This is a genomic window from Saccharothrix isguenensis, assembly GCF_052936305.1.
The window spans coordinates 3556016-3582962 of the sequence record NZ_CP193626.1; the positions used below are offsets into that span (position 1 = coordinate 3556016).

The window sequence follows — 26947 nt, forward strand, 5'->3', positions numbered from 1 at the left end:
CGATCTGAAGGAGGCGGCGATGCGCCGCAGGCACCTGATCTCCCTCGATGACCTGGACGACGACGACCTGCGCTGGATCGTCGCCCGCGGCGCGGAGTACGCCGCCGGTTCGCTCGACCACGTCCGCCCGCTGCGCGAAGCGGTCGTCGGCGTGCTGTTCCGCAAGACCTCGACCCGCACCCGGACCGCGTTCTCCGCGGGCGCCCTGCGGCTGGGCGGCCGGCTGATCACCTACGGTCCGGGCGACCTCCAGGAGAACACCGGAGAGACCGCCGCCGACACCGGGCGGGTGCTGGCCGGCATGCTCGACGTCCTGGTGGCCCGCACCGTGGGCGCCGAGGCCGAACTGCGCGCCTACGCCGACCAGGACCGCATGGCCGTCGTCAACGCGATGAGCGCGGGGGAGCACCCCACCCAGGCGCTGGCCGACCTGACCACGCTCACCCGCCGGTTCGGCGTGGTCGACGGCCTGCGGGTGCTCTACGTGGGCGAGGGCAACAACACCGCGTCGGCGCTGGCGCTGGGCCTGTCCCGCTTCGCCGGCACCGAACTGCACCTGCGCACCCCGGCCGGCTACGGGCTCGCCCCCGACTACCTCCACCGCGCCGCCGGCCACGCCAAGCTCGCCGACTCGCGGATCGACCAGCGCCACGACCTGCTCGACCTGCCCGAGGTGGACGTCGTCTACACCACCCGCTGGCAGACCACCGGTTCCGTCAAACCCACATCCGACTGGCGCACCGCGTTCGAGCACTTCCAGGTGAACAGCGCGCTCATGGACCGCCTTCCCGGTGCGCTGTTCCTGCACGACCTGCCCGCCCACCGCGGCGAGGAGGTCACCGCCGAGGTGCTCGACGGCCCGGCGAGCGTGGCGTTCGAGCAGGCGGAGAACAAGTACCACTCGGCGCGCGCGGTGCTGGAGTGGTGCGCCGGTGACCTCCGGTGACCGGGCTGCCCGCACTGCCGGCCGCCGGCACCGGGTGACCACGGCCCCGGCGCCCACGACGGCCGAACGCAAGTTGTTCGCAAGGTATGGGCCCGCGCCCCCGGGCATCCGTGAACGGTGGTACCGACCGTGCGGAGGAGGGGTGCCGATGACGCGGCTTCTCGCGCTGTGCCTGGTGGCGGGTGTGCTGCTGGCCGGGGTGCTGTTCCCGGTCGTCGGTGGAGCGGGCGTCCTGCTCGTTCGGATGGGTGACCAGGCCTTCAGCGCGGCCGTGCTCCCGGTCCACGCCCGACCGCCGGCGATGACGACCTTGGTGGCCTCCGACGGCGAGCCGTTCGCCTACCTCTACGACCAGTACCGCGTTCCCGTCGCCTCCGACCGGATCTCGCAGGCCATGAAGGACGCGATCGTGGCGGTGGAGGACCACCGGTTCTTCGAGCACAACGGGGTCGACTGGGTGGCCACCATGCGCGCGGCGCTGCGCAACTACACCTCCGGCCAGGTGGTGCAGGGCGCGTCGACGTTGACGCAGCAGTACGTCAAGAACCACTTGATCCACGTGGCGGCACGTGACGACCCGTTGCGCCAGGAGCGGGCACGGATGCGGACGGCCGCCCGCAAGCTGCGGGAGATCCGCACCGCCGTGGCCTTGGAGAGCACCCTGCCCAAGGACGAGATCCTCACCCGCTACCTCAACACCGTGCCGTTCGGGTTCGGGACCTACGGCGTCGCCGCAGCGGCACAGGCGTACTTCGGCACCACTCCCGACCGCCTGACCGTGCCGCAGGCCGCCCTGCTGGCGGGCCTGGTCAACAGCCCGGCGGCGTTGAACCCCGAACGCCACCCCGAGTCGGCCCTCCGACGCCGCAACACCGTCATCGACCTCATGGCACAGCACGGCATGGTGGCCCCGGAAGTGGCGGAGAGGTCCAAGGCCGAGCCGTTGGGCGTGCGCGCCCCGATACGCCCGTTGCCCACCGGCTGCGTCGCCGCCGATCCCGGGCTGGGGTTCTTCTGCTCCTTCGTGGTGGACCACCTGGTCGCGAAGGGACTCGACCTGGATCGGCTCAAGACCGGCGGCTACACCGTCCACACGACGCTGGACCGCGCGGTCAGCGAGGCCGCGCGGCGGGCGGTCGTGGCACAGGTGCCCAGGGAGACCCCGGGCATCGCCAACACGATGGCGGTGGTGGAACCGGGCCGTGAGGACCGCAAGGTGCCGGCCTTGGTGGCCAACCGCGACCACGGCGTGGACGCCCGGCAGTTCCAGACCATGCTCGACCTGCCGAGCGCCGTGGCCAACAAGTTCGGCGCCGGCTCCGTCTACAAGATCTTCACCGCCGCCGCGGCGCTGGAGCACGGCCACACCATCGACTCGGTCATCCCGGCGCCGCTGTCGCACACCTCGGGGGTCTTCAAGGGCGGCGCCCCCGGCTGCCCGCCCACAGGCGAACAGGGCACGCGCTGGTACTGCCTGAGGAACCACAACGACAGCTACCCGCCGAGCCTGACCCTGCGCGAAGCGCTGGCCACGTCTCCCAACACCTCCTTCGTCATCCTGGAGGAACGGGTCGGCCTCGCGGCGGTCGTGGACATGGCGCGCGAGCTCGGCATGCGCCGCACCCTGGCCACCAACATCGCTGGCGTCCCGCCGGACCCGAAGTCGCCCCGGCCCGAGCTGAGGGTCGACCAGGCGGAGTTCTTCACCGGCCGGCAGAACGCGTCCTTCACCCTCGGCCCCGCGCCGTCGAGCACCCTGGAGCTGGCGAACGTCGCCGCCACGATCGTCAGCGGCGGCACGTGGTGCGAGCCCACGCCGATCGTCGGGGTGGTCGACCGGCAGGGCGACGCCGTGGAGCTGCCGGCGCCGCCCTGCGAGCAGACCGTCCCGGAACCACTGGCCAACGCCCTCGCCACGGCCCTGAGCGACGACGAGGACCGCGGCACGGCGGCGACCGCGGCACGGCGGTACGGCTGGGAGCGGCCGATGGTCGGCAAGACCGGCACCACCGAGGAGTACAAGTCTGCCGCCTTCGTGGGCACGACGATGGACTACGCGGGTGCGGTGCAGACGTTCAACGACAGCCCCGAACCCCGGGCCGTCTGCGTCGGGGCCGGTCCGCCGCGACTGTGCTCCACCGGGAACCTCTACGGCGGCACCTTGCCCGCCAACACCTGGTTCGACGCCATGAAGCAAGTCCACGCCGGACTCCCCGCCACACCCCTCCCGCCCGTGGGGGAGGCCTTCCGGAGGACTGCCGGCGGCTGAACCGCCACGTGGTGCCATCAGCCGGTCGGCATGCTCCACCGCTGGTTCGGACCCGCGACGCAGTCCCACACCTGCAACTGGCGACCGTTGGTCGCGTTCCCGGCGTCGAGGTCCAGGCAGCGCTTCGACCACGCGTTCTGGTACTGGTTCGCGCCGATCCGGATCCACCGCTGGTTGTCGCCACCCCAGCACGGGTGGGTCTTGAGCCTCGCGCCGTTGCCGATGGTCTCCCCGGGCTGGTCGAGGCACTCGTCGCCGATCCGGATCTTCCCGGCCGCCGTGAACGTCCAGCGCTGGTTGCTCCCGTTCCAGCAGTCCCAGATCAGCACGACGGCCGTGGCGCTGTCGCGGTCGGCGCACTTGTCGGTGCCGTTCCACTTGATCATGCCGACGCCCTGGTCCGGTCCGCTGGGTGCGCTCGTCCAAGCCTTGGCGAGCCGCCGGAAGGTCAGTGACTCGATCCGGACCGTGCCGTTGTTGGCGTACGCCCGGATGCCGAGGCTGCGGCTGGACGAGTCGAAGTCGACGTTGTCGGTGACCGAGATCCTGCCGTCGTTGCCGAACGTCTCCAGCTGCCCGCGGTCGACCAGGACCCTCAGCTTCACCCGGTTGTCGACGGGCCGCATGAGGGCTCCGGCCAGGGTCTGCCGAACCCGGTCGTAACCGATCGCCGCGTCCCGCGTGCCGTCACCGCGCCGGTGCAGCTCGAAGCCGAAGTCCGTCGCCGTGGCTCCAGCCAGGTCGTACGTCGCCTCGATCTCGTAGGTGTCGGCGGCGATGCCGTTGAACGGGTTCGTCGCGAGGTCGTTCGAGATCGTCAGGTTGCTCCAGGTCTGCGCCGGCTGACGGATGGACGAGATCTCCCGCACCGGGTTGCGGGTCACCCGGATGCCCTCGCCCGGGAACGTCTTGAGCCCGAGCTGGGCCGGGAACGACGCGTTGCCGGTCCACGTCGAGCCCCGGTTGCCGGGCTGCCAGAACATCTGGACCACCCGGTTGTCGGGCATGTTGGTGAAGGTGAGGCCGGCGTAGACGGTCCCGTCGAAGCCGGCGCGTCCCATGTCGAGGCGTTGCGGCCGTGACCAGCCGGCATCCGGCACGAAGACGCCGGCGCTGTTCAGCGTGCCGACCACGTACTCGCCGCCGGCGTCCTGCAGGACCCACTTCATATCGGCCGTGTTCCCGTCGACCGGCAGCTGGAAGAGGTCGGGGCACTCGAACAACCAGTCGGCGCGGAACTCACCGCGGTACGTCCAGTCGAGCAGGTTCGTCGAGCTGTGGAACTTCGCGACGTTGCCGCCTTCGTCGCCCCAGAAGACCATGCTCCAGCGGTTGCGCGCGGCGTCCCAGAGCACCTTGGGGTCACGGGACTCGAACGGGGTGGAGATCACCTTGGCGCCACCGTTGTACATCCGGAACGTCCGGGCGCCGTCGGTGCTGTACGCGATGGACACGCCGTCGGTGTTCGTGAAGAGCAGGATGGGTGCGTCGGCGCCGGTCTTGAGGCCGGTGACGTTGTGGGTGTCGACCCAGCCGCCGCCCGAGAAGAGCGTGGCGTTGTGCGTGCCCGGTTCCAGCGCGATCGGCTTCTGGGTCCAGTGCACCAGGTCCGTGCTGGTCGCGTGACCCCAGTGCATCGTGTCCCAGTGCAAGCCGTGCGGGTTGTGCTGGTAGAAGAGGTGGTAGACGCCGTTGTAGTACAGCGGCGCGTTCACGTCGTTCATCCAGCCGCCCTGCGAGCTGAAGTGGAACTGGCCGCGGAAGGGCTCGTTGTAGTCCGTCGCGTCGTAGGGGTGGTCCGGATAGGTCGCGGCCTGTGCCGAGGGTGCGGCGACGGCCGTGGTCGCGGTGAGGATCGCCACCGCGACCAGGACGGCGGTGCGGCGCCGGAGCGATCGCTTCAAGGCAGATGTGCGCATGCGGACCTCGCTTCACGTCAATGGGAAGGGGGAAGCTCGCTTCGGTCGACTCGTGAGGCCGTCCGGCCGGAGCGCGGACGACGTGGACCGGGATGTGCGGGGTGGTCCGCGTTCAGCGGGACGCGGCGCGGACTTCGACGGGGAGCAGTTCGTCGAACCACGGGGAGTCGGCGCCGGGACGGGTGCAGGTGATGGCGGCGACCCGTTGGGCGTAGGTGAGGGTGTCGGTCAGTTCTGCGTGGGTGACGGTGGCCAGGTTGGTCCGGGTGAGCAGGTCGGCGCGTTCCAAGGCGGCCAGGAGGCCGGCCATGAAGGCGTCCCCGGCGCCCACGGTGTCGACGATGTCGACGGGAAGGGCCGGGAGGTCGACGTGGCCGGTGGGCCCGGAGGCGGACACGCCCTCCGCTCCACGGGTGACGACGACGAGAGTGGCGCCCAGCTCGTGCCACTCGGAGACGACATCGGCGAGAGGGCGGTCGGGTGCGATCCACCGCAGGTCGTCGGCGCTGACCTTGACGATGTCGGCCAGGCCGAGCCAGCGCCGCAGCCGGGCGCGCACGGCGGTGTGGTCGGTGATCAGCGCGGGGCGGATGTTGGGGTCGAGGGTGATGACGCGGTGGGGGTGTTCGCGGGACAGGAGGGCCTCGAACGCGGCGGCCATCGGCTCGACCGCGAGGGCGAAGGAGCCGCCCACGTGCAGCGCCGCGTCCGGGGGGAGGGCGGCCGGCAGGTCGGCCACCTGCCAGCCGCCATCGGCGCAGCCGTCGATGTAGAACGAGTAGTCGGCCACGCCGCGCTGGTCGACGTCCACCACCGCGAGCGTGGTCGGCGCGGTCGACTCGGCGACGTAGCGGAGGTCGACGTTGGAGGTTTCGAGGTGGACCCGCAGCAGCGCTCCCAGGCGATCGGCGGCCAGACGTGCCAGCAGCGCGGTCTGCGTGCCGAGCCGGCCGAGGCCGACTGCGGTGTTGGCCGGGCTTCCACCCGGGAGGGGGCGGTAGCCACCGACGCGGTCGGGCACGAGGTCCACCAGGGCCTCACCACCAACGATGATCATGTCGTGTCCTTCTCGGAAGCGGTGGTGGAGCCGGAGCCGTGCCCCACCGCGGTCAGGCGGCTTGGTCGGGCGGCTCCATGGCGCCCGTCATGATCGCGACGGCGTCGGACATCGAGATGGTCTTCGGGTCGACCACGGCCTTGCGGCGGCCGAGGCGCTGGATGTGGATGCGGTCGGCGACCTCGAACACGTGCGGCATGTTGTGGCTGATCAGGATCACCGGCAGACCCCGGTCCCGGACCTGGAGCACGAGGTCGAGCACGGCCCGCGACTCGCGCACGCCGAGCGCCGCGGTGGGTTCGTCCATGATGACGACCCGGCTGCCGAAGGCGGCGGCGCGCGCCACGGCGACGGCTTGCCGTTGGCCGCCGGAGAGGGTTTCCACGGCTTGGCCGGGGTTCTGGATGGTCATGATGCCCAGCGCGTCGAGCTGCCGGCGCGCCTCTTCGCGCATCCCGTTGCGGTCGAGCATCCGGAACACCGTGCCGAGCACTCCCCTGCGGCGGCGCTCACGGCCCAGGAACAGGTTGCTCGCGATGTCCAGCGACGGCGCGACGGCCAGCGACTGGTGCACCGTCTCGATGCCCGCGTCCCGGGCGTCGATCGGCGAGGTGAACGACACCGGCCTGCCGTCGACCAGGATCTCTCCCTCGTCCGGCACCACGGCCCCGGACAGCGCCTTGATCAGGCTGGACTTGCCCGCGCCGTTGTCGCCGATGACGGCCAGGATCTCGCCGGGCAGCAGCTCCAGGTCGGCGCCGTCCAGCGCGGTCACCCGGCCGTAGCGCTTGACCAGGCCGCGAGCCTGCAACACCGGCGCGGTCATGGCTTCACCTTCCGAATCCACTGGTCGAGCGACACCGCGACGATGATCAGCACGCCGACGGCCATCGTCTGCCACAGCACGTCCACCCCGGCCAGCGCCAGGCCGTTGCGGAACACGCCGACGATCAGCGCGCCCAGCAGCGAGCCGACGATCGCGCCCCGGCCGCCGAACAGGCTGGTCCCGCCGATCACCACGGCGGTGATCGAGTCCAGGTTGTCCAGCTGCCCGGCCTGCGGGCTGGCCGACGCGATGCGGCCGATGAGGACCCAGGCGGCCAGCGCGTACACCAGGCCCGCCGTCACGTACACGCTCAGCAGCACGCGACCGGTGCGGATGCCGGCCAGGCGGGCGGCTTCGGCGTCGTCGCCGGTGGCGTAGACGTGACGCCCCCAGGCGGTGTTCTTCAGCGCGAACGCCATCGCCGCGACCAGCACCACCATCATGATCGAGCCGTAGGTGACGCGGGTGCCGGCGATGTCGACCGTCTCACCGGTCCACAGCAGCAGCGACGGCATGTCGGCGCCGCGGATCGTGGCGCTCTGCGAGTACCAGAGGTTCAGCGCGAAGAACACGTTGAGCGTGCCGAGGGTGACGATGAACGGCGGCAGCTTCAGCCGCGTGACCAGCAACCCGTTGAGCAGGCCGCACAGCGTGCCGATCAGGAAGCCGAGCAGCAGCGCGGGCAGGCCCGGCAGCCCGGTGTCCGCCGCGACCTTCGCCATCACGATCGACGACAGCACCATGATCGCGCCGCAGGACAGGTCGATGCCCGCGGTCAGGATGACGATCGTCTGGCCCACGGCGAGCGTGCCGATGACCGCGACCTGTTGCAGGACCAGGGAGATGTTGCCGGGCGTGAGGAAGCGCGGTGACAGCACGGCGAACACGACGACGGCGATCAGCAGCACCACGGCCGGGCCGATGGTGGCCTGCGAGTGCAGCAGGTGCTGGATCCGGGTCAACGGCGAGCGGCGCACGCCCTCGCCGCTGGGCGGGCCACCGGGTGTGCGGCCCTCGGACAGCGTGGTCGACATCGGCTCAGCCCCAGCAGTTCTGCAGGCCCCAGGCGGAGTCCTTCGACTCGACGCCCTCGGCCGGCTGGTCGGTGATCAGCGTGACGCCGGTGTCCACGAACTCCTTGCCGGCGGTGTTCTGCGGCTTGGTGCCGTCCTCGGCGAACTTCGCGATCGCCTCGACGCCGAGCTGCGCCATCTTCAGCGGGTACTGCTGCGCGGTGGCGCCGATGACACCCGACTGGACGTTCTCCACGCCGGGGCAGCCGCCGTCGACCGACACGATCACGACGTCCTTCTCCTTGCCCGCCGCCTTCAGCGCCTCGTACGCACCGGCCGCCGCGGGCTCGTTGATGGTGTAGACGAGGTTGATGCCGGGGTCCTTCTGGAGCAGGTTCTCCATCGCCGTCCGGCCACCCTCAGGGGCGCCGTCGGTCACGTCGTGGCCGACGATCCGCGGGTCGCTCTCGTCGCCGATCCTGTTCTTGTCCTTGACGTCGACGCCGAAGCCCTCAAGGAAGCCCTGGTCGCGCTGCACGTCGACGGACACCTGGTTCGGGTTGAGGTCCAGCAGCGCGATCTTCGCCTGCTTGCCCTCGGCCTCGAACTTCGCCTTCGCCCACTGCCCGATCAACCTGCCCGCCTGGTAGTTGTCGGTGGCGAAGGTCGCGTCGGCGGCGTCGGCCGGTTCCAGCTGGGTGTCCAGCGCGATGACCAGCAGACCGGCCTGGCGGGCCTTGTCCACCGAGGGCACGATCGCCTTCGAGTCGTTGGGCGTGATCAGGATGCCCTTCGCGCCCGCGCCGATCAGGTTCTCGATCGCGTCGACCTGCGACTGGTTGTCGCCGTCCTGCTTGCCGGCGAACGACTGCACCTTCGCCCCGGTCGCACCGGCCGCCTGCTGCGCGCCTTCCTTCATCTTCACGAAGAACGGGTTCGTGTCGGTCTTGGTCACCAGGCCGACGAGCGTGCCGTCGCCGCCCGCGGCCGAGCCCCCGTCCCCGCAACCGGTCACCAGCGCCAGCAGCGCCGCCGACACCAGGGCCGTGAGCTTGCCGCCCGTACGTACCCGTCCGGTCATGTCTCCTCCAACGTCAACGTTGACGTAACGGCCAGCCGGACACGATGAGCTTGTGATCGGGTTCAGCCTGTTACGCGAGATAGCTCGAAAGGAAGCAGCACTTCCTGTCCCATGAGGACCTTCGGGAAGTGGGGCTTTTGTTAAGTCATCGTTGACGCTAGCTTCGTGCTGCAAGTCACGACAAGTGGCCGTTACGCAAGCGTTACTCGGGATGGGGCAGGGCATCATGGATCCACGGGGTGCACGGCGGGAGCCGACCATGCGGGACGTCGCCGCGCTCGCCAAGGTCAGCACGAAGACGGTGTCGCGGGTGATCAACGACCTGCCCGGCGCCGGACCCGAGGTGGTCGAGCGGGTCCGCGCCGCCGCGCGGAGCCTCGGCTACCGGCCCAACCTGACCGCCAGCAGCCTGCGCCGCTCCGACCGGCGCAGCGCCACCATCGGCGTGCTGCTGGAAGACCTGTCCAACCCGTTCGACGCCGCCCTCCTGCGCGCGGTCGAGGACCGGGCGCGGCAGAACGACGTGCTGGTGCTCGCGGGCAGCAGCGAGGACGACCCGGACCTGCAACGCGAACTGCTCACCTCGCTGGCCACCCGTCGGGTTGACGGCATGGTGGTCATGGCGGCCGGTGGCCACCAGGACGCGCTCCAGCAGGAACGCGAGCGCGGCACGCCCATGGTGCTGGTCGACCGACCGCCGACGTTCCACGGCACCGACAGCGTCACCACCACCAACCGCGACAGCTCGCGGGACGCCGTGCTCCAGCTCGCGGGCCTGGGTCACCGGCGCATCGCCTTCCTCGGCGACCGGCAGACGTTGTGGACGAGCCAGGAGCGCTACACCGGCTACCTGGAAGGGCTCGCGCACACCGGCCTGACGTTGCGGGGAGAGCTGGTCCACACCGACCTGCACGGTCACGACGCCGCCGAGAACGCCACCGCGAGCCTGTTCGACCTGGACGAGCCGCCGACCGCCCTGTTCACCGCGCAGAACCTGGTCACGGTCGGCGCGATGCGAACCCTGCGCGAGCGCGGCCTGCACCGCCGGGTCGCGCTGATCGGGTTCGACGACTTCCCGTTGGCGGACATGCTCGAACCCGCTGTCACGGTCCTGCGCCAGGACGTCCCCGCCCTCGGCCGGAAGGCCGCGGAACTGATCTTCAACCGGATCACGGGCGACAACTCCCCGCCCGTGCACGCCGTCATCCCCGCCACCCTCATCCGTCGCGGATCGGGGGAGATCCCACCGCCGCCCGGCCAGGACGGCTCCCGACCGGACGCTCTCGTCCGCCGGTCGCCGTGATGCCGGGGCTGTCGAACGGGAGCTGACCTGGACCGGGCTCAGGCCGGATTCACAGGTCGAGCGGGCCGGCACCCACTGCCGGTCGAGCGCGGAGTCGCCGGACGGCGAGGCGGGATCGGCTACCTGATGGCCGGCGCCCGGCCGTCCGGCCCGTCCAGCTCGTAGACGCGGACGGCGGTCCCGCCGAAGACCTGGGCACTCTCGTCCGACGAGCAGTCGGACAACAGGTGTTCGGCGGCGGCGAACACGTCCGCGTAGTCGGCGGCGAGCAGGCACACCGGCCAGTCCGAACCGACCATCAGCCGGTCGGGGCCGAACTCCTGCAACGCGGTGTCGACGTAGGGCCGGAGGTCTTCGACGTCCCACTTCGCCCAGTCGGCCTCGGTGACCAGGCCGGACACCTTCGCGACCACGTTCGGCCGCCGTGCGAGCGCGCGCAGGCCGTCCGCCCAGGCGTCCCGCTTCCCGCTCTTGATGTCCGGCTTGGACAGGTGGTCCAGCACGAAGCGCAGGTCCGGCACCGCCCGCACTGCCTCCAGTGCCACAGGCAGGTGGTGCGGGAGCGTGAGCAGGTCGTAGGCCAGGCCGGCGTCGCGCACGGCGCGCAACCCGGCCAGCACGTCGGGCCGCACCAGCCACCGGGGGTCGGGTTCGGACTGGACCAGGTGGCGCACCCCGACCAGGCGGTCGCCACCGGGCACCGAGCGCAGCCTGACGAGATCGGCCGCGACGTCCGGCCCGGTGAGGTCGACCCACCCGACCACGCCGGCGATCAACGGCGACTCCGCCGCGAGCGCCAGGAACTCGACCGTCTCGTCCAGGTCCGGCAGCACCTGGACCAGCACGGTGCGCTCGACCCCGACCGGGGCCGTCGCGGCACGCAACCCGTCCACGGTGAAGTCACGGCGGATCGGGGTCATGTCCGCTCCGTCCAACCAACCCTGAGGTCTCGCCGCGAGGTTCCAGAGGTGGTGGTGGGCGTCGACCCTCGGCGGTCGGGTGGTGGGGGAGGGGTGCGCGCTCATCGAGCAATCCTTCCTCGGTCAGTCATCGGGTGTATAGCCGGTTGGGGTCGGCAAGTCCAGTCTCTGAACGGGGTGTCGCAGTCACGCGCCGCAGCGGGTGAGGCGAGCGGTGAGCGCTACGGAGATATGGGTTGGCCAGCACATCTTGTGGGTGGACTGCTAGGGGTGCGCACGGCGTGCCCATGGTGCCGCGCTGTTCTTGCCGGACTGCGCTGACTACTACTGAGCGAGCCGGTCGGTCTAGTAGTCCGACGTATTCCGCTTTGCGGTCCAGTCCACGCCTGGTGGACGACTCGATCCACCAGAACCTGACCCACGCCAGGACTTGTGGCGACTGTTAGGCATAAGTGAGCGAGGGTCCTGCGCTTAGCGGATCGACTTCTGTACTTAACGCGCCATATGATCCAGCTTACGTTCGCCACCACGTCGGGCCTGAAGGAGAGAGTCGATGAGCCGTCCGGTCACGTTGTTCACCGGTCAGTGGGCGGATCTGCCGTTCGAGGAGGTGTGCCGGTTGGCGTCGGGGTGGGGTTACGACGGGTTGGAGATCGCTTGTTCGGGTGACCACTTCGAGGTGGACCGGGCGTTGGCGGAGGACGGGTACGTGGCGGCGAAGCGGGCGGTGTTGGAGCGGTACGGGTTGGAGGTGTTCGCGATCTCGAACCACCTGGTGGGGCAGGCGGTGTGCGATGACCCGATCGACTTCCGGCACCGGGCGATCCTGCCGTCGCGGGTCTGGGGTGACGGTGTGCCGGAGTCGGTGCGGGGGCGTGCGGCGGCGGAGATGGCGGACACGGCGCTTGCGGCGGCGAGGTTGGGGGTGGGCACGGTGGTGGGGTTCACGGGGTCGTCGATCTGGAAGTACGTGGCGATGTTCCCACCGGTGTCGCAGGCGGTGATCGATGCGGGGTACGAGGACTTCGCGCGGCGGTGGAATCCGGTTCTGGACGTGTTCGACGAGGTGGGGGTGCGGTTCGCGCACGAGGTGCACCCGTCGGAGATCGCGTATGACTACTGGACGACGCGCAGGGCGTTGGACGCGGTGGGCAATCGGCCGGCGTTCGGGTTGAACTGGGATCCGTCGCACTTCGTGTGGCAGGACCTGGATCCGGTGGGGTTCATCCTGGATTTCGCGGATCGGATCTACCACGTGGACTGCAAGGACACGAAGAAGCGGTTCGACGGGCGCAACGGGCGGTTGGGGTCGCACCTGGCGTGGGCGGATCCGCGGCGGGGGTGGGACTTCGTGTCGACCGGGCATGGAGATGTGCCGTGGGAGGAGTCGTTCCGGGCGTTGAACGCGATCGGTTATCGCGGGCCGATCTCGGTGGAGTGGGAGGACGCCGGGATGGATCGGTTGCGGGGCGCGGAGGAGGCGGTCGGGTTCATCCGGCGGCACCTGTTCGACCCGCCCACCGCCTCCTTCGACGCCGCGTTCTCCCAAGACAGCTGAACCGCCCGTGGCTTCGGCACCGGCCCGGGCGTGGTGGTCCTAGCGGGGGGCGGCAGACCGGTGATCGTCGGAGACGAGCTCGCCCCGCAGGCGCGCCAGCTCCTGGTGCTCATGGCGACCGGGGCGACGGACCGCGCGATAGCAAGGGAACTGGGACTGAGCGAACGCACGCTCTGCCGCAGGATCGCGCGCCTGCAGGCCAAGCTCGGCGTGCGGACGCGGTTCCAGCTGGGAGTCCTCGCCGCGACCAACGACTGGTTGTGAGCTGATCACCCGTGGGGGCACGGAAGGGGGCACGGAAGGGGGTACGGCAGCGGGAACACGGCAGGGGAGCACGAACGCGTCAGCGCCGTCCGCTGCCTTCCGGCTCGCCGTCGAGCATGACCGTGCCGGAGTCGCCCCCGGACGGCAGTTGCACGTGGACGTGCCCGTTGCCGCCGTCGATGTTGATCACGTCGAGCTGCAGCGCCGCCACCGACCACGTCTGCAGCGCCAGGTCGCGCTGGTGGCCCGCCAAGGTGACCAGGTCGGCGCCGAGCGGCCCGGTCGTCTCGACCGCCGCCCGGAAGCCGTCTGCCGACGTGGAGAGCTGGCGGACGGCGGTCCGCATCGCGGTCCGGGCGACGTTCACGCCGTTGCCCGACGACGGCGTCTCCTCGTACCGCTTCTCCTCGGCGGACAGCACTGCGCGCCAACCGTCGACCTCCGCCGCGGTGAGAGGACTCGTCGGGGTGTCGCCGCCGAGCGGAGCCGCTTTCGCCATCGCCTCCAACACCGGGCCCAGGCGATCCCGGGTGCCCCGGGCCAGTTCGGTCAACTGCCGGATCTGCTCGACGTCGCGTTGCGCTTCGGCCTGCTGCAACTCGGCGATCCGGCGCTCGGTGGTGTCCGGCCCGGACGTCCACGTGCCGATCACGAACGCGAGGGCGAGTCCGAGCACGAAGGCGGTGAGCAGTCCGGTGACGAGCTGAGCCCGTGACGCCGACGGTCGGCTCCGCGGTGCGGCCGGACGGTTCTTGGGCATGCGTTTCCTCCTGGCGGATCCGGACGTCGGCTCGGCCTCGGGCTGCGGTGCCACCCCACCGGACGCGTTGGTGCGAACGTAGGTCCAGAGATATGGCGGGGTCAACGCAAAAGTGCCTGCCCGGCTGTCGTATATCCGCCAGGGTGCGGTCTCTTGACACGTTCGTGTTCTTGCTCGCACAATATGACAGCTTCGAATGTTAACGCAAACATTCCTGGCATTCGACCGCCGGTACGCCGTTGACATCGCCCAGGCCGGTCGACCGTCCGGAAGTCGTCGACAGCACCGGGGAGATCAACGATGAACTCTTCACCCTTCCGCCGCGAACGCCTGGCCACACCGGCCGCGAGCGCTGCCGCGAACGACTTCACCGGGTAACCCTAATCGGTCCGGCGCGGCTCCTGCGCCGCCGACCGGGTCGCACCGTCTGTCCACACCGGACACCCAGGCCACTGTGCGCCGGTGAACCCGGCCATTGCCGACGTTCCTGCCGGAGCTCCCGCGCCGGCGCGGAACGGACTCGTGTTCGCGCTAACAGCGCACGCCATCGATGTCGGTCGCACTCGCGTCGCGCAGATCCCGTCCCACCGACCTAGGAGATGACCCGTGAACAGACAGCTGAAGGTCAGGCGCTGGCTGGCCCGACTCGGCGTCGTGGCACTCATCGCCGCCGGCACCGGGGTGGCCGTCACGTCACCCGCACAAGCCGCCCCCGGCTACGTCTACACCACGTTCAAGGGGGATGGCGCTGCCGACCAGGAGCTCTGGGTCTACTCGTCGGCCAACGGCACGAACTTCAGCGTGCTGGCCGACACCGACTACCGCGGCCCGTCCGGCGTGCTGCGCGACCCCAGCATCATCCAGCACAACGGGCTCTACTACATCGCCCACACCGTCCAGTCCTGGACCACGAACTCGACGCACTTCAACATCGCCTCCAGCCCCGACCTGGTCAACTGGACGCACGTGACCAGCGTGAACTCCGGCATCGCCAACACGCGGTTCACGTGGGCGCCCGAGTTCTACGTCGAGGGCGGCACGATCCGGGTCATCGTCAGCATCAACCAGACCACCTGCTCCAACTGCTTCCGCCCCTACGTCTTCACCGCCCAGAACAGCGCGCTGACGTCCTGGAGCGGACCGGCGCAGATGGGCGGGCTCGGCCACAACTACATCGACACCTACGTGGTGAAGTCGGGGAGCACCTACCACGCCTTCACCAAGAACGAGACCACCAAGTACATCGAGCACTGGACCAGCGCGAGCCTCACCAGCGGGTGGGCCAACCGGGGCCAGTTGTGGAGCTCGGGCTACGAGGGTCCGGCCGTGCTGCGGATGAGCGACGGCTCCTGGCGCATCTGGATCGACAAGTACACCAACGGCGGCATCTGGACGGCCACCAGCTCGAACCTGGACTCCTGGTCGGGCCTGAGCCAGATCGCGTGCCCCGGTTGCCGCCACGGGACGATCCTGCCGGTGGCCGACGTGCCCGGCTCGACGCCGGCCTACCGGGTGACCAACCGCAACAGCGGCAAGGTGGTGGACGTCGTGTCGGCCTCCACCGCGGACAACGCCGAGATCAAGCAGTGGACCTGGAACGGCGGCGGGAACCAGAAGTGGGAGTTCCGGGACGCCGGCAGCGGCTACTTCCGCATCGTCAACCAGAACAGCGGCAAGTGTTTGGACGTGGCGGCCGGCTCCACCGCCGACGGGGCCAACATCATCCAGTACACCTGCGGCAGCGGCGCCAACCAGCAGTGGCAGTGGCAGGCGACCGGCAGCTACTTCCGGATCGTCGCGCGGCACAGCGGGAAGTGCCTCGACATCGTCAGCGCCGGCACCGGCGACGGCGCGGACATCCAGCAGCACACCTGCGGCAGCGGCGCCAACCAGCAGTGGACCCGAACCCAAGCCTGAGCCTGCCTGATCGGCAAGTCCAGAACCCGCCCGCACCTACTGATTGGACATCCCGTGACACTGATCATGGCGTCTGATGGTCACCCATCAGGACCACCGCGGAGCACCCGGTCGTCGCGCCGAGGGTTGATCGCCCTGGTGGTGACCGCGTTCACCGCAGCGCTAGGCCTCGTCGTCACCGCGCCGCAGGCCACTGCCGCCACCAGCCAGTTCCGCGGCATGAACTGGGCCGTGCTGGGTGACAACTTCAGCACCGGCACGCTCGTCGTGCAGGGCCTGAGCCAGTCCGACAGCAACGCGACCGTGCGGGCCAAGGCCAACGCCCTCTACGACGACATGGCCGACACCATGGGCGTCAACACCGTCCGGTTGCCGATCAACACCCACACGGTGGCCAACACGACCTGGTGGAACGCCTACCGCGGCGCCATCGACGCCGCCACCGAACGCGGGTTCAAGGTCATCCTCGCCTACTGGGAGGACGGCGCCGCCTCCGGCGGCAGGATCACGAACATGGCCGCGTGGAACACGATGTGGTCCAGCGTGACCAACACGTACGGCTCGAACCGCAACGTCTACTTCGAGCCGATGAACGAGCCGCACGGCTACACCTCGACGGACTGGCGCAACGTCGCGGCGAACTGGCTCGGCTACCACACCTCGGCCGTGCCCGGCAGGGTACTCATCGGTGGCACCGGCTACAGCCAGGACCTGCGGGACATCTGCAACGACAGCCGCTTCAACTCGACGCTGCTGTCCTTCCACCACTACGCCTTCTTCTACAGCCCGATGACCTACGACCAGTTCCGCAACCACATCCAGACCCGGCTGGGCAACTGCGCCTCCCGCGCGGTCGCGACCGAGTACGGCGCGCCGATGTCCACGGGCCTCAACTACGGCGACGCGAACAGCTCCGACAACTTCGTGCGCCACATCCGCGCCATGGCCCAGGTCATGCGGGACAACAACATGGGCGGCACCTACTGGCCCGCCATCGGCGGCAAGCGCACCGGAGACCTCGGCTACGACCACTACTCGATGTACGCCCTGAGCGGCAGCGGCACCGACCTCAACCTGACCGTCCGCAACACCTCCGGCGCCGACCGGGTGCGGTACGGGTGGGGCGACACCGTGACGACCCCGCCGGCGACGTACTACCGGGTCACCGTGCGCCACAGCGGCAAGGCCATGGACGTCCAGCAACCGAACACCGACAACGGTGCACGCGTCGGCCAGTACACGTACGGCGGCAACGCGTGGCAGCAGTGGCAGTTCCAGGACGCCGGCAGCGGCTACTGGCGCATCGTCAGCCGCCACAGCGGCAAGTGCCTCGACGTGGTCAGCGCCTCCACTTCCGACGGTGCCGAACTCGTCCAGTACACCTGCGGCAGCGGCACGAACCAGCAGTTCCAGATGGTCGCCAACGGCAGCTACTTCCAGCTCCGGGCGCGGCACAGCGGCAAGTGCGTGGACGTGCCGGGCGCGTCGACCGCGGAGGGCGTGGTCCTCAAGCAGTACACCTGCAACACGGGCAGCAACCAGCAGTGGTCCCGGACGGCCGTCTGACGGTCGTCCCGGCGTGACCGCGGAATCCGCGGTAGGCCTGCACGCCCCCGGTGCCGAGTTCGCGCTCGGTGCCGGGGGCGTGTGGCCTTCCTCTGGCGGGAGGTGCCCTCACGGGATGTCGGCGAGTAGCTGGTAGCGGCGGGGATGAGCGGTGCCCGCCAGTGCGTGCTCCTCCTGCTGGCCAGCGCCACGACGGCGGAGTCGGTGGCGGGCCGGAAGCCGAGGAAGACGGTGTGCCCGAAGGTGGCTCCGGCGTGGAAGTGCAGCGCGCCGCGGTCGTGGTGGTGGAGGAACCAGCCGAGGCTGCGCAGTTGCGGGCGGCTTCGGCTGCCGTGGCGCAGCAGCGGTGTGCGGACGGCGCGGAGGGGTGCCTCGCGGTCCGCCACCAAGCCTGGCGCTGCTTCGATCAGCAGTGCCATGGTGACCACTCCTTCCGCTCGCCGGGGTGCACAGGCCGCGGAAGGCGATCCACACGCCGAGCCGGAACCCCCGTTCGTGCGTTCGTCCGAGCTGGAGCCTGAAACCTCCCACCGAACGTCCGGTCGGAACCGACACCTCGCGTAGCGCCGTGACGAGGGACGTGGAGCATCGCGGCGGAGTCGGATTCCCTTCCACTGGGCCTGATACACGATTCGCGGAATGTGATTCGGTGTGTGCGCGCTGGGGCTGCGGTGTTCTGGTCTGATCGAGTGTCCTTTGTTCCCACGAGACCTGGACGCGGGTGATCCTTGCGTCGACTCGGGCTTCACGAACTTCGAGAGGGTGGGACTCAGTGTCGAGAACCGTTCAGTGGGTGGCGTCAGCGGTGTTCGCGGTACTGGCGTTGGTGGGAACCGGTGTGGGCGCGCAGGCGTCGGCGGCGTTGGTGGAGCGGGAAGTGGCGACCGTGCCGGTGCCGCCGCTCAAGCCCGCCGAGGGCAAGGTCGAGAGCTCGTCGATCAACTGCGTCTGGACGTACCTCCCCGGCCGGAACTCGACCGTGTGGGTCGACTGCCACCAGATCGGCGGCGGCGCGTCCGGTTTCTCGGTGTCGGTGTCGTGCAGTGACGGCAGCGTCCACAGCAGCAAGGTGACCCGGTTCGGGTCTTCCGCGATGGCCTACTGCCCCGGGACGGCGACGATGAACAGCTTCACCGTCTGGGCACACTACTGACGACCTTGTGGTGCTCGGGCAGGAGCACCCGGGGCGCGGTCGGTGAGTTGGGCGCCTGTGTGACGGCGGCCCGTGCGACCCGGTGGTCGTGCGGGCCGCCGTCCGTGTCGGTTCCAACCCGCCGAATGGCTGGTCCACCTCGGCGTATCGCCGGTCCGCGAGCCTGGTCCGGTGGCGGCCTTGAGTTTCCAGGACGAAGCGCGGGGGTCCAGGGTGATAACGGGTCGGCGTAGGTGCCGGTCAGGAATCGCTCCAGGAGGCGCAGTCAGTGCTCGATCAGGCTCACGGACCGGGACGGGCTTCGGCGGCACCGGCCGCTTCACGGGGACTTGCGCAGGAGCTCGGCCACGATGTCGACCGCGCGGTCCACGTCGGAGGCCGTCACGCCGAGGTGGGTGACGGCCCGGAGGCGTCCGTGGCCCAGTTCGGCGATGTTCAGGCCCTCTGCGGCGGCGGCCGTGCAGAAGGCCTGCCACGTCCACATCGGGTTCGTGATGCGGAACATCACGATGTTCGTCTGCACGGCCGAGGGATCGATCTCGATGTCGTCGAGGGCGTGCAGGCCTTCGGCGAGACGGCGGGCGTTGGCGTGGTCCTCGGCCAGGCGGCCGTGGTCGTCCAGCGCTCGCAGCCCCGCTGCGGCGAGAACTCCCGCCTGGCGCATGCCGCCGCCGAGCATCTTGCGGACGCGGCGCACGGTGCGGATGAACTCCGCGCCGCCCGCGACCATCGAGCCGACCGGGGCGCCCAGTCCCTTGGACAGGCAGAACTGCACCGAGTCGACGTGCGCGGTGATGTCGGAGGCGGGACGTCCCATCGCGACGGCGGCGTTGAACAGGCGCGCGCCGTCCAGGTGCAGGGCGACGCCGCGTCGGGTGGCGAGCGCGCGGACCTCGCGCAGGTAGTCCAGGGGCAGCACGACCCCACCGCACCGGTTCTGCGTGTTCTCCAGGCAGATCAGCGACGGCACCGCGAACTGGGGGTCCTCCGGGTCGTCCGGGAAGCCCGCCTCCAGGTCGGTCAACGCGATCGTGCCGTCGGGCCGGTTGGGCAGCGGCTCGTACTGCACGCCCCCGCACACCGACGCGCCGGCCGCCTCGTACACGTAGATGTCGCTCTCCACGCCCACCAGCGCCTTGGAGCCGCGCGGGGCGTGCGCCATGATCGACGCCAGGTTGGCCATCGTGCCGCTGGGCATCAGGCACGCCGCGGCCATGCCGGTCAGCTCCGCCGTGCGCTCCTCCAACCGCCGCACGGTCGGGTCCTCACCGTAGACGTCGTCGCCCAGTGGCGCGGCGACCATGTCCGCCAGCATCTCCGGTGTGGGCAGGGTGAACGTGTCGCTGCGCAGCTCGATCACGGCGTGTGCTCCTCCAGGATCACGCGGCAGTGCGCGCGGGCGGCGTCGAGCGCCGCGACGGTCTCGGACGGCGAGCCGGTCCGGGCGATCACGTAGCCCAGCCGGTCGTAGGCGTTGCGCGCCGGTCGAACCTCCTGTCCGGGGCGGGCGGTCACCGTGATGCGTTCGACGCCGGGCACGCGCAGCGCGTCCTCCACGCCGTCGACGGCGACCAGCACACCGGGCCGGTCGGCGGTCAGGAACTGGATGCCGACCGTGCCGCGGTCCGTCGTCGTCAGGTCCGGCGCCCGGCCCAGCGCGGCGCCCAGTTGCATCTCCAGCAGGTCCAGCCCGGTGGCCAGGCGGATCGCCTCGGGGATCATGCCGCCGGCGGGCCGCGGGTTGACCTCCACCACGGCCGGGCCGTCGACCGTCACGCGGACCTCGGTGTGCGTGGCACCGGTGCGGAACCCGGTGGCGGTCAACGCGCCCGCCGCGGTGGCGACGATCGCGTCCCGCTCGTCGGGGGCCAGCGGCGCCGGGAACACGTGCCGGTCCTCCACGAAGTGCGGCGGCGGCCCCAGGGTCTTCGCGGTCACGCCGACGCAGTGCGCGCGGCCCTCCCACGAGAACATCTCCACGCTGTACTCGCGGCCGTCGAGGTACTGCTCCACGAGCGCCGCCCCGGACATGGCCTGTCCGCGCACGTTCTCCGTCACGGCGAGCACCGCCGCCACCTGCGCCCGCGCCTGCTCGGCCGTGGCGCACAGCAGGACGTTGTTCGAGCCCGAGTCGTCGGTCGGTTTCACCACGCACGGCAGTCCGACCGCCGCCACCGCGTCCTCCACGTCGTCCACCGATCGCACGACGGCGAACCGCGGCTGTCCCACGCCCGCGTCGGCGAGCAGGGCCCGCAGCGCCGCCTTGTCCCGGCACGCCGCCACGGCGTCGACGGGGTTGCCGGGCAACCCCAGCCAGCCGGTCAGCTCGGCGACCGTCGCCACGTAGAACTCGCTGGTCGTGGTCACCCCCGCCAGGTCCTCCCGGCGGAACTCCCGCTGGACCGACTCGCGCAGCGCCGGCAGCGAGCCCGTGTCGCACACCAGCACGTCCGCGCCGGTCTCCGCCAAGCCCTGGTAGCGCTCCGGGCGCGAGGTGAGCAGCACCGGCCGCATCCCCAGTCCCAGCGCCACGCCCAACGCGGCCATGCCCGTGCCCGTGGTGTTGGACTCCACGAACAGCAGGGTCCTCGGCGCGTCGTCGGGCGCCTTCATCACCGCGCGCGACCAGCGCCGCACGGGCGTGCCGTAGTCCACCGGCTCCGGAGCGCCGGCCAGTTCCAGCGCCTCCAGGTCGTGCTCGGCCCAGTGCTCGTCGCTGTAGACCGTGGCGGTGTAGCGGTCGCCCCGGTCGGGCAGGATGCCCACGACGCGCGACCCCGGTTCGGCGCGCGCCGCCACGTCGGTGAGCACCCGGTACACCGAGCCTGCCGTGTTGCCGCCGAAGACCTGCTGCTCGGCCGCGAGGGCCCTGGTCGCGGCGAAGGCCTCGTGGTCGTTGAGCCAGTGCACCTCGTCGATGGCCCGCCGGTCCAGGTTGTGCGGCAGGAGGCTGTTGCCCAGGCCGCTCTGCAGCCGCTTCGGCTCGTCGGGCTGGTCGAAGAGCATGCTGCCCACGCAGTCCACGCCCACGACGTGCAGGTGCGGCGACGTCCACCGCAACGCGCGCGCCGTGCCCGTCAGCGATCCGCCGGACCCGACCGCCCCGACCAGCACGTCCACCCCACCCAGGTCGGCGACCAGTTCGGCCGCCAGTTCCCGGTACGCGCCGGGGTTGTCCGGGTTGCTGTACTGGCGCGGCCAGAACGCACCCGGCGACTCGGCCATCAGCGCGGCCAGCTTCTCCAGGCGTGCGCTCTGCCAGCCGTTGGCGGTCATCGCCGACACCACGTGGACCTCGCAGCCCAACGCGCGCAGCTTCGCCGACGTCGTCGGGTCGATCCGGGGGTCGGTCACGATGTGCACCGGGTGCCCGAGCGCCCGACCCACCAGCGCCACCCCCAGCGCCATCGTGCCCGACGAGCTCTCCACGATCGGGGCCCCCGGCAAGAGGGCGCCCACGCGGCGGGCTTCCAGCAGCGCCCGGCGCGCCACCCGGTCCTTCATCGCGAACGGGTTCTGCAGCTCCAGCTTGGCGTACACCTCGACGCCGGCCGCCGCCCGAGGCAGCCGCAACCGCACGAGCGGGGTGTTGCCGATCGCGGCGATCACGGATTCATACCGCACCGGCGGCCTCCTCGTCGGTCGATCCCGGGGTGCGCAGGGGCAGGGACAGCAGCCGGTCGGTCTCGGTGAACGCCCGGCGCACGCCGTCGGACCGCTTCCGCGCCCACGCCGCCAGCCGCTCGCGTTCGGCGTCCTGAGCGGTCAGCTCGACGGCCACCGCGTCGGGGTGCGTCGACCCCGCCGACGCCATGCGCCGCAACGCCCGGTCGGTGTCGAACGACTCGACGAGCAGCCGGGCCGGGTCCTCGACCGCGAACCCCTCCTCGGCCAGCACGGACTCCAGCAGCTCAGGGTCCGGCCGGGTCGGCGGCAGGCCGCGTTCCAGCGCGTCGAGCACGTACCGCCCGGCCAGCACCTGCGCCGTCCGCCACGGCACGCCCGCCGTCAGCGTCAGCGCGTTGGCCAGCGCGAAGCCGCCCAGGTAGTCGGCGTCGCACGCCGCGCGCATCCGGTCGGCCCGGAACTCCAGCCGCTCCACGACCACCCGGAACAGGCGCAGCACGCTGTCCAGGACCGCGAACGCGTCAGCGAAGTGCCGCCCGGCCTCCTTGGACACCTCCACGAGGTTGCTGAACGGGGTGTTGCGCTGCCCCAGCAGCAGGTCCACGTGGTAGCCCGTCAAGTGCGCGGTGCGACCGCGGATGCGCTCCAGCACCGGGAAGTTCTTCTTCTGCGGCATCGCCGAGGAGATCCCCGACAGGTCCGGCGGCAGGTCCAGGAACTCGTACCGGCTCCCGCCCCAGGCCAGCAGGTCGGTCGCGAACCGGCTCAACGACGTGCCGATCAGGCTCAGCTCCGCCGTCGCCTCCAGCGCCCAGCTCCTCGACGCCACCGCCACCAGGGCCGACGGTTGCGGCCGGGCGAACCCCAGCAGCCGCGCCAGCCGTGCCCTGTCCCACGGCAGCTCCTGCCCCGACATCGCGCCCGAACCCAGCGGACACGCGTCCAGCAGGTCGTGCGCCGCCGCCAGCCGCCGCACGTGGTGCAGCACTTGCTCGCCCAGCGCCGCGAAGTAGAACCCGGGCGTCACGACCTGGGCCGCCTGGTGGTGGGTGAACCCGGGCATCGGCAGGTGCGCCGTGCGACCCGCCAGGGAGCGCACCGCGCCCGCGAACCGCAGCAGTTCGCCCACCGCGCCCGTGATCAGGTCCTTCCCGGCGATCATCTGGGCGGTGGCCTGGAGGTCGTTGCGGCTGCGGTCGACGTGCCAGCGCGGCGCGGGTGCGGTCACGTGCCGCGCCACGTGCCGTTCGATGGCGAACGCCAGGTCCGACAGGTTGCCCTCCGGGTCGGCGGTCAGCGCGTCCGCGTCCACGGTGTCCAGCGCGGCGGCGAGCGCCGTGGCCTGCGTCCCGTCCAGTACGCCCATCCGCAGGTACTCGACCAGCAACGCCTTCTCCGCGGCCACGTAGCCGGGCAGCAGGGCGCGCACCTCGTACCGGAACTGCGGCTCCAGGACCTCCTCGTGCAGCAGAGCGCTCGGCGTCGGGTCGATGCGGCCACTCAGCTCCCGGTTCGTCACGACCCCTCCGCCAACGCCGCCGCCAACGCCCGTTCCGCGCCCGGCCGCAGCCGTGCCCGCACCGGCAGGCTGGTGTAGCCGCCGATGAAGTTCGACACCAGGTGGCGCACCTCGCCCACCACCTCGAACCCGGCCGCGATCCGCGCCAGCTCGCCGAAGAACTCGCCCAGCGCGATGCGGGCCAGCGGCGCGCCCACGCAGTAGTGCCGCCCGAAGCCGAACGCCAGGTGGTGGTTGGCCTGCCGCGTCACGTCGAACCGGTACGGGTCGGCGAACACCCGCTCGTCCCGGTTCGCCGACCCGAGCCACCCCACCACGGCCTCGCCCTCGCCGATCGCCACGCCGTCGATCTCCGTCTCCGCTGTCGTGTAGCGCATGGTGTGCGTCGCGGGGGAGGACCACCGGAGCCCTTCGGTGACGGCCAGGTGGATCGACGACCCGTCCTCCGGCACGACCCGCGCGTACTCGTCCGGGTGCTCGGCGAACGCCAGCACGGTCGCGCCGATCACGTGCGGCGTGGTCACCGTCGCGCCGAGCAGCAGGTTGTAGCAGTTGTAGATCACCTCGTCGAGACGGATGTCCCTGCCGTGCAACGACAACCGCCGCACCGCGCCCACCAGGTCGTCCCGGTCGCCGGCGGTGAGCGCCGGCTCGGCGAAGTACTCGAACAGCTCGTGGTGCGCCGACGCGAGGTTCTCCGCCTCGGCGCCGAACTCCGGGTCGTCCGGCGCGACCGCCGTGGACGTCAGGCGCACCAGCTCCGGCCAGTCCGACTCGGGCAGGCCCATCAGCGCCCCGGTGAACATCATCGGGAAGGCCGCCACGCTCTCGGCCACGTCCCACGTGCCGCCTTCCAGGAGCGGGGCGAGGAGCCTGCGGGCCATCGCCCGGATCGCGGGGCCGAGTGCCCGGAGTTGCCGGTGGGAGAGCAGTTTCGCCAACGGCTCGCGCAGCGCGGTGTGGATCGGGGGATCGCTGGACACCATCATCCGGTCCGCCGCGGGGTCGTGCCCGCCGAGCACCGACAGCATGTTGCCGCGCCGCGACGTGAACACGCGGTGGTCCGCGATCACCCGGCGCACGTCGGCGTACCGGGTCACGGACGTGTACTCGCGCCCGTCCGGCAGCACGTGCCGGTGCACGGGCGCCTCGTCGCGCATCGCCTGCCACACCGCGTGCGGGTCGCCCTCGGCGTACAGGTGCGGGTCGGTCAGGTCCGCGGCACGCCAGTCCGGGTGCGCGCCGCCGTGGCCGATCCTCACACCGCGGCCTTGTCACGGGCCTCCAGCAGCGTCGCGACCTGGATCGCCAGCAACGCCACCGTCGGGTTGAGGTAGAACACCCGGGCTTTCACCAGCACCCCGTGCTCCTGCAGGATCTCCCCGGTGATCCGGGTCGCGGTCAGCGAGTGCCCGCCGATCTCGAAGAAGTCGTCGTCCACGCCCACCGGCTCCACGCCGACGACGTCCTGCCACAGCTCCACCAGCCACGTTTCCAGCGGCCCCGTCGGCGGCCGGTACGGCACGGTCACCGAGCGCTCCCGGTTGCGGTGCGCGACGAGCGCCGCCCGGTCCACCTTGCCGTTCGCCTTGAGCGGCAACGACTCCAGCCACGTGAACGACGAGGGCACCATCGCGGGCGGCAGCTCGGCGGCCAGCACGCGCCTCAGGTGCGCCGAGGACAGCGCGAACGGGCTGTCGTAGAACGCGGCCAGCCGCCGGTCGCCGGGCCCGTGTTCCTGCACCACGACCGCAGCGTCCCGGATGTCGGGCTCGTTCCGGAGCCGGGCCTCGACCTCCTCCGGCTCGATCCGCACCCCGTTGACCTTCAGCTGGCCGTCCGCGCGTCCCATGAAGTCCAGCGCGCCTTCGGTGTTGCGGCACACGAGGTCCCCGGTGTCGTACATGCGTGCGCCCGGCTCGTCGGAGAACGGGTCGGGCCGGAACTGCCGGGCGGTGAGGCCGGGGAGGTTCAGGTAGCCGTGCGCCACACCCGCTCCCGCCGCGTACAGCGTGCCGACCTGCCCGTCCGGCACCGGGTCGAGGTTGTCGTCCAGCACGTGCACGCGGGTGCCCCGGATCGGCGACCCGATCGGCACCCGTTCGCCCAGCGGACCGGTGATCGGGTGCGTGGTGGTGAACGTCGTGTTCTCCGTGGGCCCGTAGGCGGCCGACAGCACACCCTCGGGCAGCCGTGCCGCCGCGCGGGCCATCAGTTCGGGCGACAGCACCTCGCCGCCGGTCAGCAGGCACCGCAGGGCGGGCAGGTCCAGCAGGTCCGAATCGGCCACCTGGTGGAAGATCGCGGTGGTGAGGAAGAGGTGCGTGACGCGTGCCCGTGCCGCGAACTCCAGGACCTCGCGCGGCCCCAGCCTGCCCGGTGGTGCGAGCGCCAGCTCCGCGCCGTTGAGCAGCGGGCCGAAGATCTCCGCGGTGGACGCGTCGAACGCGACGGGGGAGTGGTGGGCGACCACGTCACCGGGCCGCACCTCCCAGTGGTCCTGGCCCACCACGAGCCGGAGGACGCCCCGGTGCGGCACGCACACGCCCTTCGGCGTGCCCGTGGAGCCGGACGTGTAGGCGATGTAGGCGACGTCGTCGGGACCGGGCGGCGGCGGGGCGAACTCCGCCGGGACCTCGGTCGCCACCGCGTCGGCCAGCGCCAGGGCAATGCCCACAAAGGACGGAGGGGGCGGGCCGCTCTCGACCAGGAGCGCCGCCACGCCCGCGTCGCGCAGCACCGACTCGATGCGCGGGCCGGGGTCGTGGAGGTCGACGGCCACGTAGGCCGCCCGGACCTTCAGGATCCCCAGGAGCGCGGCGACCAGGTCGCCGGACCGTCCACTAAGGACTCCCACGCGATCGCCCGGTCGGACGCCTGCGGTCCACAATGCGTGCGCGACGGCCGTGGCGGCAGACTCCAATCGGGTATAAGAGCGTTCACCCTTGACGTCGGACACCGCGACCGCCTCCGGGAAGCGGCCGACCACCTCGGCGAAGCGCGTGACGACACTGGGTTGGGACAGCGGTTCGGAGACGGACACGATGCTGGTTTCCCCCCAGTCTGCCGTTCGCCGACGCCGCCGGGATTGACCGGCGGAGCAAGGGAGAACGGGTCTCGACACATCGGTGATCCTGTTGCGAGCGTAGCGGACGCCGCTGCCGGCGACCACTACCATGAGGCGACGAGAGGTGCGGGAGGTGGGGGTGGGTCGGTGGTGCGCACGTGTGAGGGCGCACCCGGGAACCC

Annotated in this window: 20 protein-coding genes; 8 read left to right on the forward strand and 12 right to left on the reverse strand. The window is 70.9% G+C overall.

The genetic code is table 11. The features are described from left to right. The first annotated feature begins 19 nt into the window (after window positions 1-19). Entirely contained in the window at window positions 20-946 is a 927-nt protein-coding gene (locus tag ACRAKI_RS16485) for an ornithine carbamoyltransferase (protein WP_447007970.1), read from the forward strand. A 148-nt stretch (window positions 947-1094) separates the two neighbouring features. Beyond that, entirely contained in the window at window positions 1095-3215 is a 2121-nt protein-coding gene (locus tag ACRAKI_RS16490) for a transglycosylase domain-containing protein (protein ID WP_447007971.1), read from the forward strand. A 17-nt stretch (window positions 3216-3232) separates the two neighbouring features. On the opposite strand, the gene ACRAKI_RS16495 is transcribed toward ACRAKI_RS16490, so the two are convergent. The 5 genes from ACRAKI_RS16495 to ACRAKI_RS16515 form a co-directional block, all read right to left on the reverse strand. Then, window positions 3233-5134, reverse strand: coding sequence for a ricin-type beta-trefoil lectin domain protein (locus tag ACRAKI_RS16495; RefSeq protein ID WP_447007972.1), 1902 nt, complete (start codon window positions 5132-5134; stop codon window positions 3233-3235). Between the two features lie 112 nt (window positions 5135-5246). Further along, complete coding sequence (locus ACRAKI_RS16500) at window positions 5247-6191, reverse strand: carbohydrate kinase family protein (RefSeq protein WP_447007973.1); 945 nt, start codon at window positions 6189-6191, stop codon at window positions 5247-5249. 52 nt (window positions 6192-6243) lie between these two features. Beyond that, on the reverse strand, window positions 6244-7017 hold the full coding sequence (locus ACRAKI_RS16505; protein WP_447007974.1) for an ATP-binding cassette domain-containing protein: 774 nt from the start codon (window positions 7015-7017) through the stop codon (window positions 6244-6246). Then, on the reverse strand, window positions 7014-8051 hold the full coding sequence (locus ACRAKI_RS16510; RefSeq protein ID WP_447007975.1) for an ABC transporter permease: 1038 nt from the start codon (window positions 8049-8051) through the stop codon (window positions 7014-7016). Before ACRAKI_RS16510 ends, ACRAKI_RS16505 begins: the two co-directional genes overlap by 4 nt. Window positions 8052-8055: 4 nt before the next feature. Beyond that, the gene (locus tag ACRAKI_RS16515; RefSeq protein WP_447007976.1) at window positions 8056-9111 is read right to left on the reverse strand and encodes a substrate-binding domain-containing protein; all 1056 of its coding nucleotides are present in this window, start codon (window positions 9109-9111) and stop codon (window positions 8056-8058) included. Window positions 9112-9337: 226 nt separating this feature from the next. Between ACRAKI_RS16515 and ACRAKI_RS16520 the strand changes: the two genes are divergently transcribed. Continuing rightward, window positions 9338-10414 (forward strand): LacI family DNA-binding transcriptional regulator, encoded by a 1077-nt coding sequence (locus ACRAKI_RS16520; RefSeq protein WP_447007977.1) that lies wholly within the window; start codon window positions 9338-9340, stop codon window positions 10412-10414. Window positions 10415-10533: 119 nt separating this feature from the next. Here the strand turns inward: ACRAKI_RS16520 and ACRAKI_RS16525 are convergent, their stop codons facing one another. Further along, window positions 10534-11439 carry an amidohydrolase family protein gene (locus ACRAKI_RS16525; protein ID WP_447007978.1) on the reverse strand — a complete coding sequence of 302 codons (906 nt, stop codon included), beginning with the start codon at window positions 11437-11439 and terminating at the stop codon, window positions 10534-10536. A gap of 448 nt (window positions 11440-11887) precedes the next feature. Between ACRAKI_RS16525 and ACRAKI_RS16530 the strand changes: the two genes are divergently transcribed. Both ACRAKI_RS16530 and ACRAKI_RS16535 read left to right on the forward strand, forming a co-directional pair. Beyond that, a complete protein-coding gene (locus ACRAKI_RS16530; RefSeq protein WP_447007979.1) occupies window positions 11888-12892 on the forward strand; it encodes a sugar phosphate isomerase/epimerase family protein in 1005 nt (334 codons plus the stop codon). Window positions 12893-12952: 60 nt separating this feature from the next. Next, the gene (locus tag ACRAKI_RS16535) at window positions 12953-13156 is read left to right on the forward strand and encodes a helix-turn-helix domain-containing protein (RefSeq protein ID WP_447007980.1); all 204 of its coding nucleotides are present in this window, start codon (window positions 12953-12955) and stop codon (window positions 13154-13156) included. A 79-nt stretch (window positions 13157-13235) separates the two neighbouring features. On the opposite strand, the gene ACRAKI_RS16540 is transcribed toward ACRAKI_RS16535, so the two are convergent. Beyond that, window positions 13236-13916: a hypothetical protein gene (locus tag ACRAKI_RS16540; protein ID WP_447007981.1), complete on the reverse strand. Its 681-nt coding sequence runs from the start codon at window positions 13914-13916 to the stop codon at window positions 13236-13238. Between the two features lie 606 nt (window positions 13917-14522). Here ACRAKI_RS16540 and ACRAKI_RS16545 point away from each other — a divergent pair. The 3 genes from ACRAKI_RS16545 (at window position 14523) to ACRAKI_RS16555 (ending at window position 18552) form a co-directional block, all read left to right on the forward strand. Next, window positions 14523-15833, forward strand: a complete 1311-nt coding sequence (locus ACRAKI_RS16545; RefSeq protein ID WP_447007982.1) for an RICIN domain-containing protein — start codon at window positions 14523-14525, stop codon at window positions 15831-15833. 126 nt (window positions 15834-15959) lie between these two features. Further along, entirely contained in the window at window positions 15960-17399 is a 1440-nt protein-coding gene (locus tag ACRAKI_RS16550) for an RICIN domain-containing protein (RefSeq protein ID WP_447007983.1), read from the forward strand. Between the two features lie 793 nt (window positions 17400-18192). Then, complete coding sequence (locus ACRAKI_RS16555) at window positions 18193-18552, forward strand: hypothetical protein (protein WP_447007984.1); 360 nt, start codon at window positions 18193-18195, stop codon at window positions 18550-18552. A gap of 319 nt (window positions 18553-18871) precedes the next feature. Here the strand turns inward: ACRAKI_RS16555 and ACRAKI_RS16560 are convergent, their stop codons facing one another. The 5 genes from ACRAKI_RS16560 to ACRAKI_RS16580 are packed head-to-tail and all read right to left on the reverse strand — an operon-like array spanning window position 18872 to window position 26741. Next, the gene (locus ACRAKI_RS16560) at window positions 18872-19912 is read right to left on the reverse strand and encodes a GntG family PLP-dependent aldolase (protein WP_447007985.1); all 1041 of its coding nucleotides are present in this window, start codon (window positions 19910-19912) and stop codon (window positions 18872-18874) included. Continuing rightward, window positions 19909-22176, reverse strand: a complete 2268-nt coding sequence (locus tag ACRAKI_RS16565) for a pyridoxal-phosphate dependent enzyme (RefSeq protein WP_447007986.1) — start codon at window positions 22174-22176, stop codon at window positions 19909-19911. Before ACRAKI_RS16565 ends, ACRAKI_RS16560 begins: the two co-directional genes overlap by 4 nt. After that, a complete protein-coding gene (locus tag ACRAKI_RS16570) occupies window positions 22166-23698 on the reverse strand; it encodes a lyase family protein (RefSeq protein WP_447007987.1) in 1533 nt (510 codons plus the stop codon). The genes ACRAKI_RS16565 and ACRAKI_RS16570 overlap by 11 nt, the downstream gene beginning before the upstream one ends. Continuing rightward, window positions 23695-24960: a cytochrome P450 gene (locus tag ACRAKI_RS16575; protein WP_447007988.1), complete on the reverse strand. Its 1266-nt coding sequence runs from the start codon at window positions 24958-24960 to the stop codon at window positions 23695-23697. The genes ACRAKI_RS16570 and ACRAKI_RS16575 overlap by 4 nt, the downstream gene beginning before the upstream one ends. Beyond that, complete coding sequence (locus ACRAKI_RS16580; RefSeq protein ID WP_447007989.1) at window positions 24957-26741, reverse strand: non-ribosomal peptide synthetase; 1785 nt, start codon at window positions 26739-26741, stop codon at window positions 24957-24959. The genes ACRAKI_RS16575 and ACRAKI_RS16580 overlap by 4 nt, the downstream gene beginning before the upstream one ends. Window positions 26742-26947 lie beyond the last annotated feature (206 nt).

Excerpts from the sequence above, each read along its gene's own strand:
- ACRAKI_RS16485 (WP_447007970.1), top strand. The coding sequence starts at position 20 with ATGCGCCGCAGGCACCTGATCTCCCTCGATGACCTGGACGACGACGAC.
- ACRAKI_RS16490 (WP_447007971.1), top strand. The coding sequence starts at position 1,095 with ATGACGCGGCTTCTCGCGCTGTGCCTGGTGGCGGGTGTGCTGCTGGCC.
- ACRAKI_RS16495 (WP_447007972.1), bottom strand. The coding sequence starts at position 5,134 with ATGCGCACATCTGCCTTGAAGCGATCGCTCCGGCGCCGCACCGCCGTC.
- ACRAKI_RS16500 (WP_447007973.1), bottom strand. The coding sequence starts at position 6,191 with ATGATCATCGTTGGTGGTGAGGCCCTGGTGGACCTCGTGCCCGACCGC.
- ACRAKI_RS16505 (WP_447007974.1), bottom strand. The coding sequence starts at position 7,017 with ATGACCGCGCCGGTGTTGCAGGCTCGCGGCCTGGTCAAGCGCTACGGC.
- ACRAKI_RS16510 (WP_447007975.1), bottom strand. The coding sequence starts at position 8,051 with ATGTCGACCACGCTGTCCGAGGGCCGCACACCCGGTGGCCCGCCCAGC.
- ACRAKI_RS16515 (WP_447007976.1), bottom strand. The coding sequence starts at position 9,111 with ATGACCGGACGGGTACGTACGGGCGGCAAGCTCACGGCCCTGGTGTCG.
- ACRAKI_RS16520 (WP_447007977.1), top strand. The coding sequence starts at position 9,338 with ATGGATCCACGGGGTGCACGGCGGGAGCCGACCATGCGGGACGTCGCC.
- ACRAKI_RS16525 (WP_447007978.1), bottom strand. The coding sequence starts at position 11,439 with ATGAGCGCGCACCCCTCCCCCACCACCCGACCGCCGAGGGTCGACGCC.
- ACRAKI_RS16530 (WP_447007979.1), top strand. The coding sequence starts at position 11,888 with ATGAGCCGTCCGGTCACGTTGTTCACCGGTCAGTGGGCGGATCTGCCG.
- ACRAKI_RS16540 (WP_447007981.1), bottom strand. The coding sequence starts at position 13,916 with ATGCCCAAGAACCGTCCGGCCGCACCGCGGAGCCGACCGTCGGCGTCA.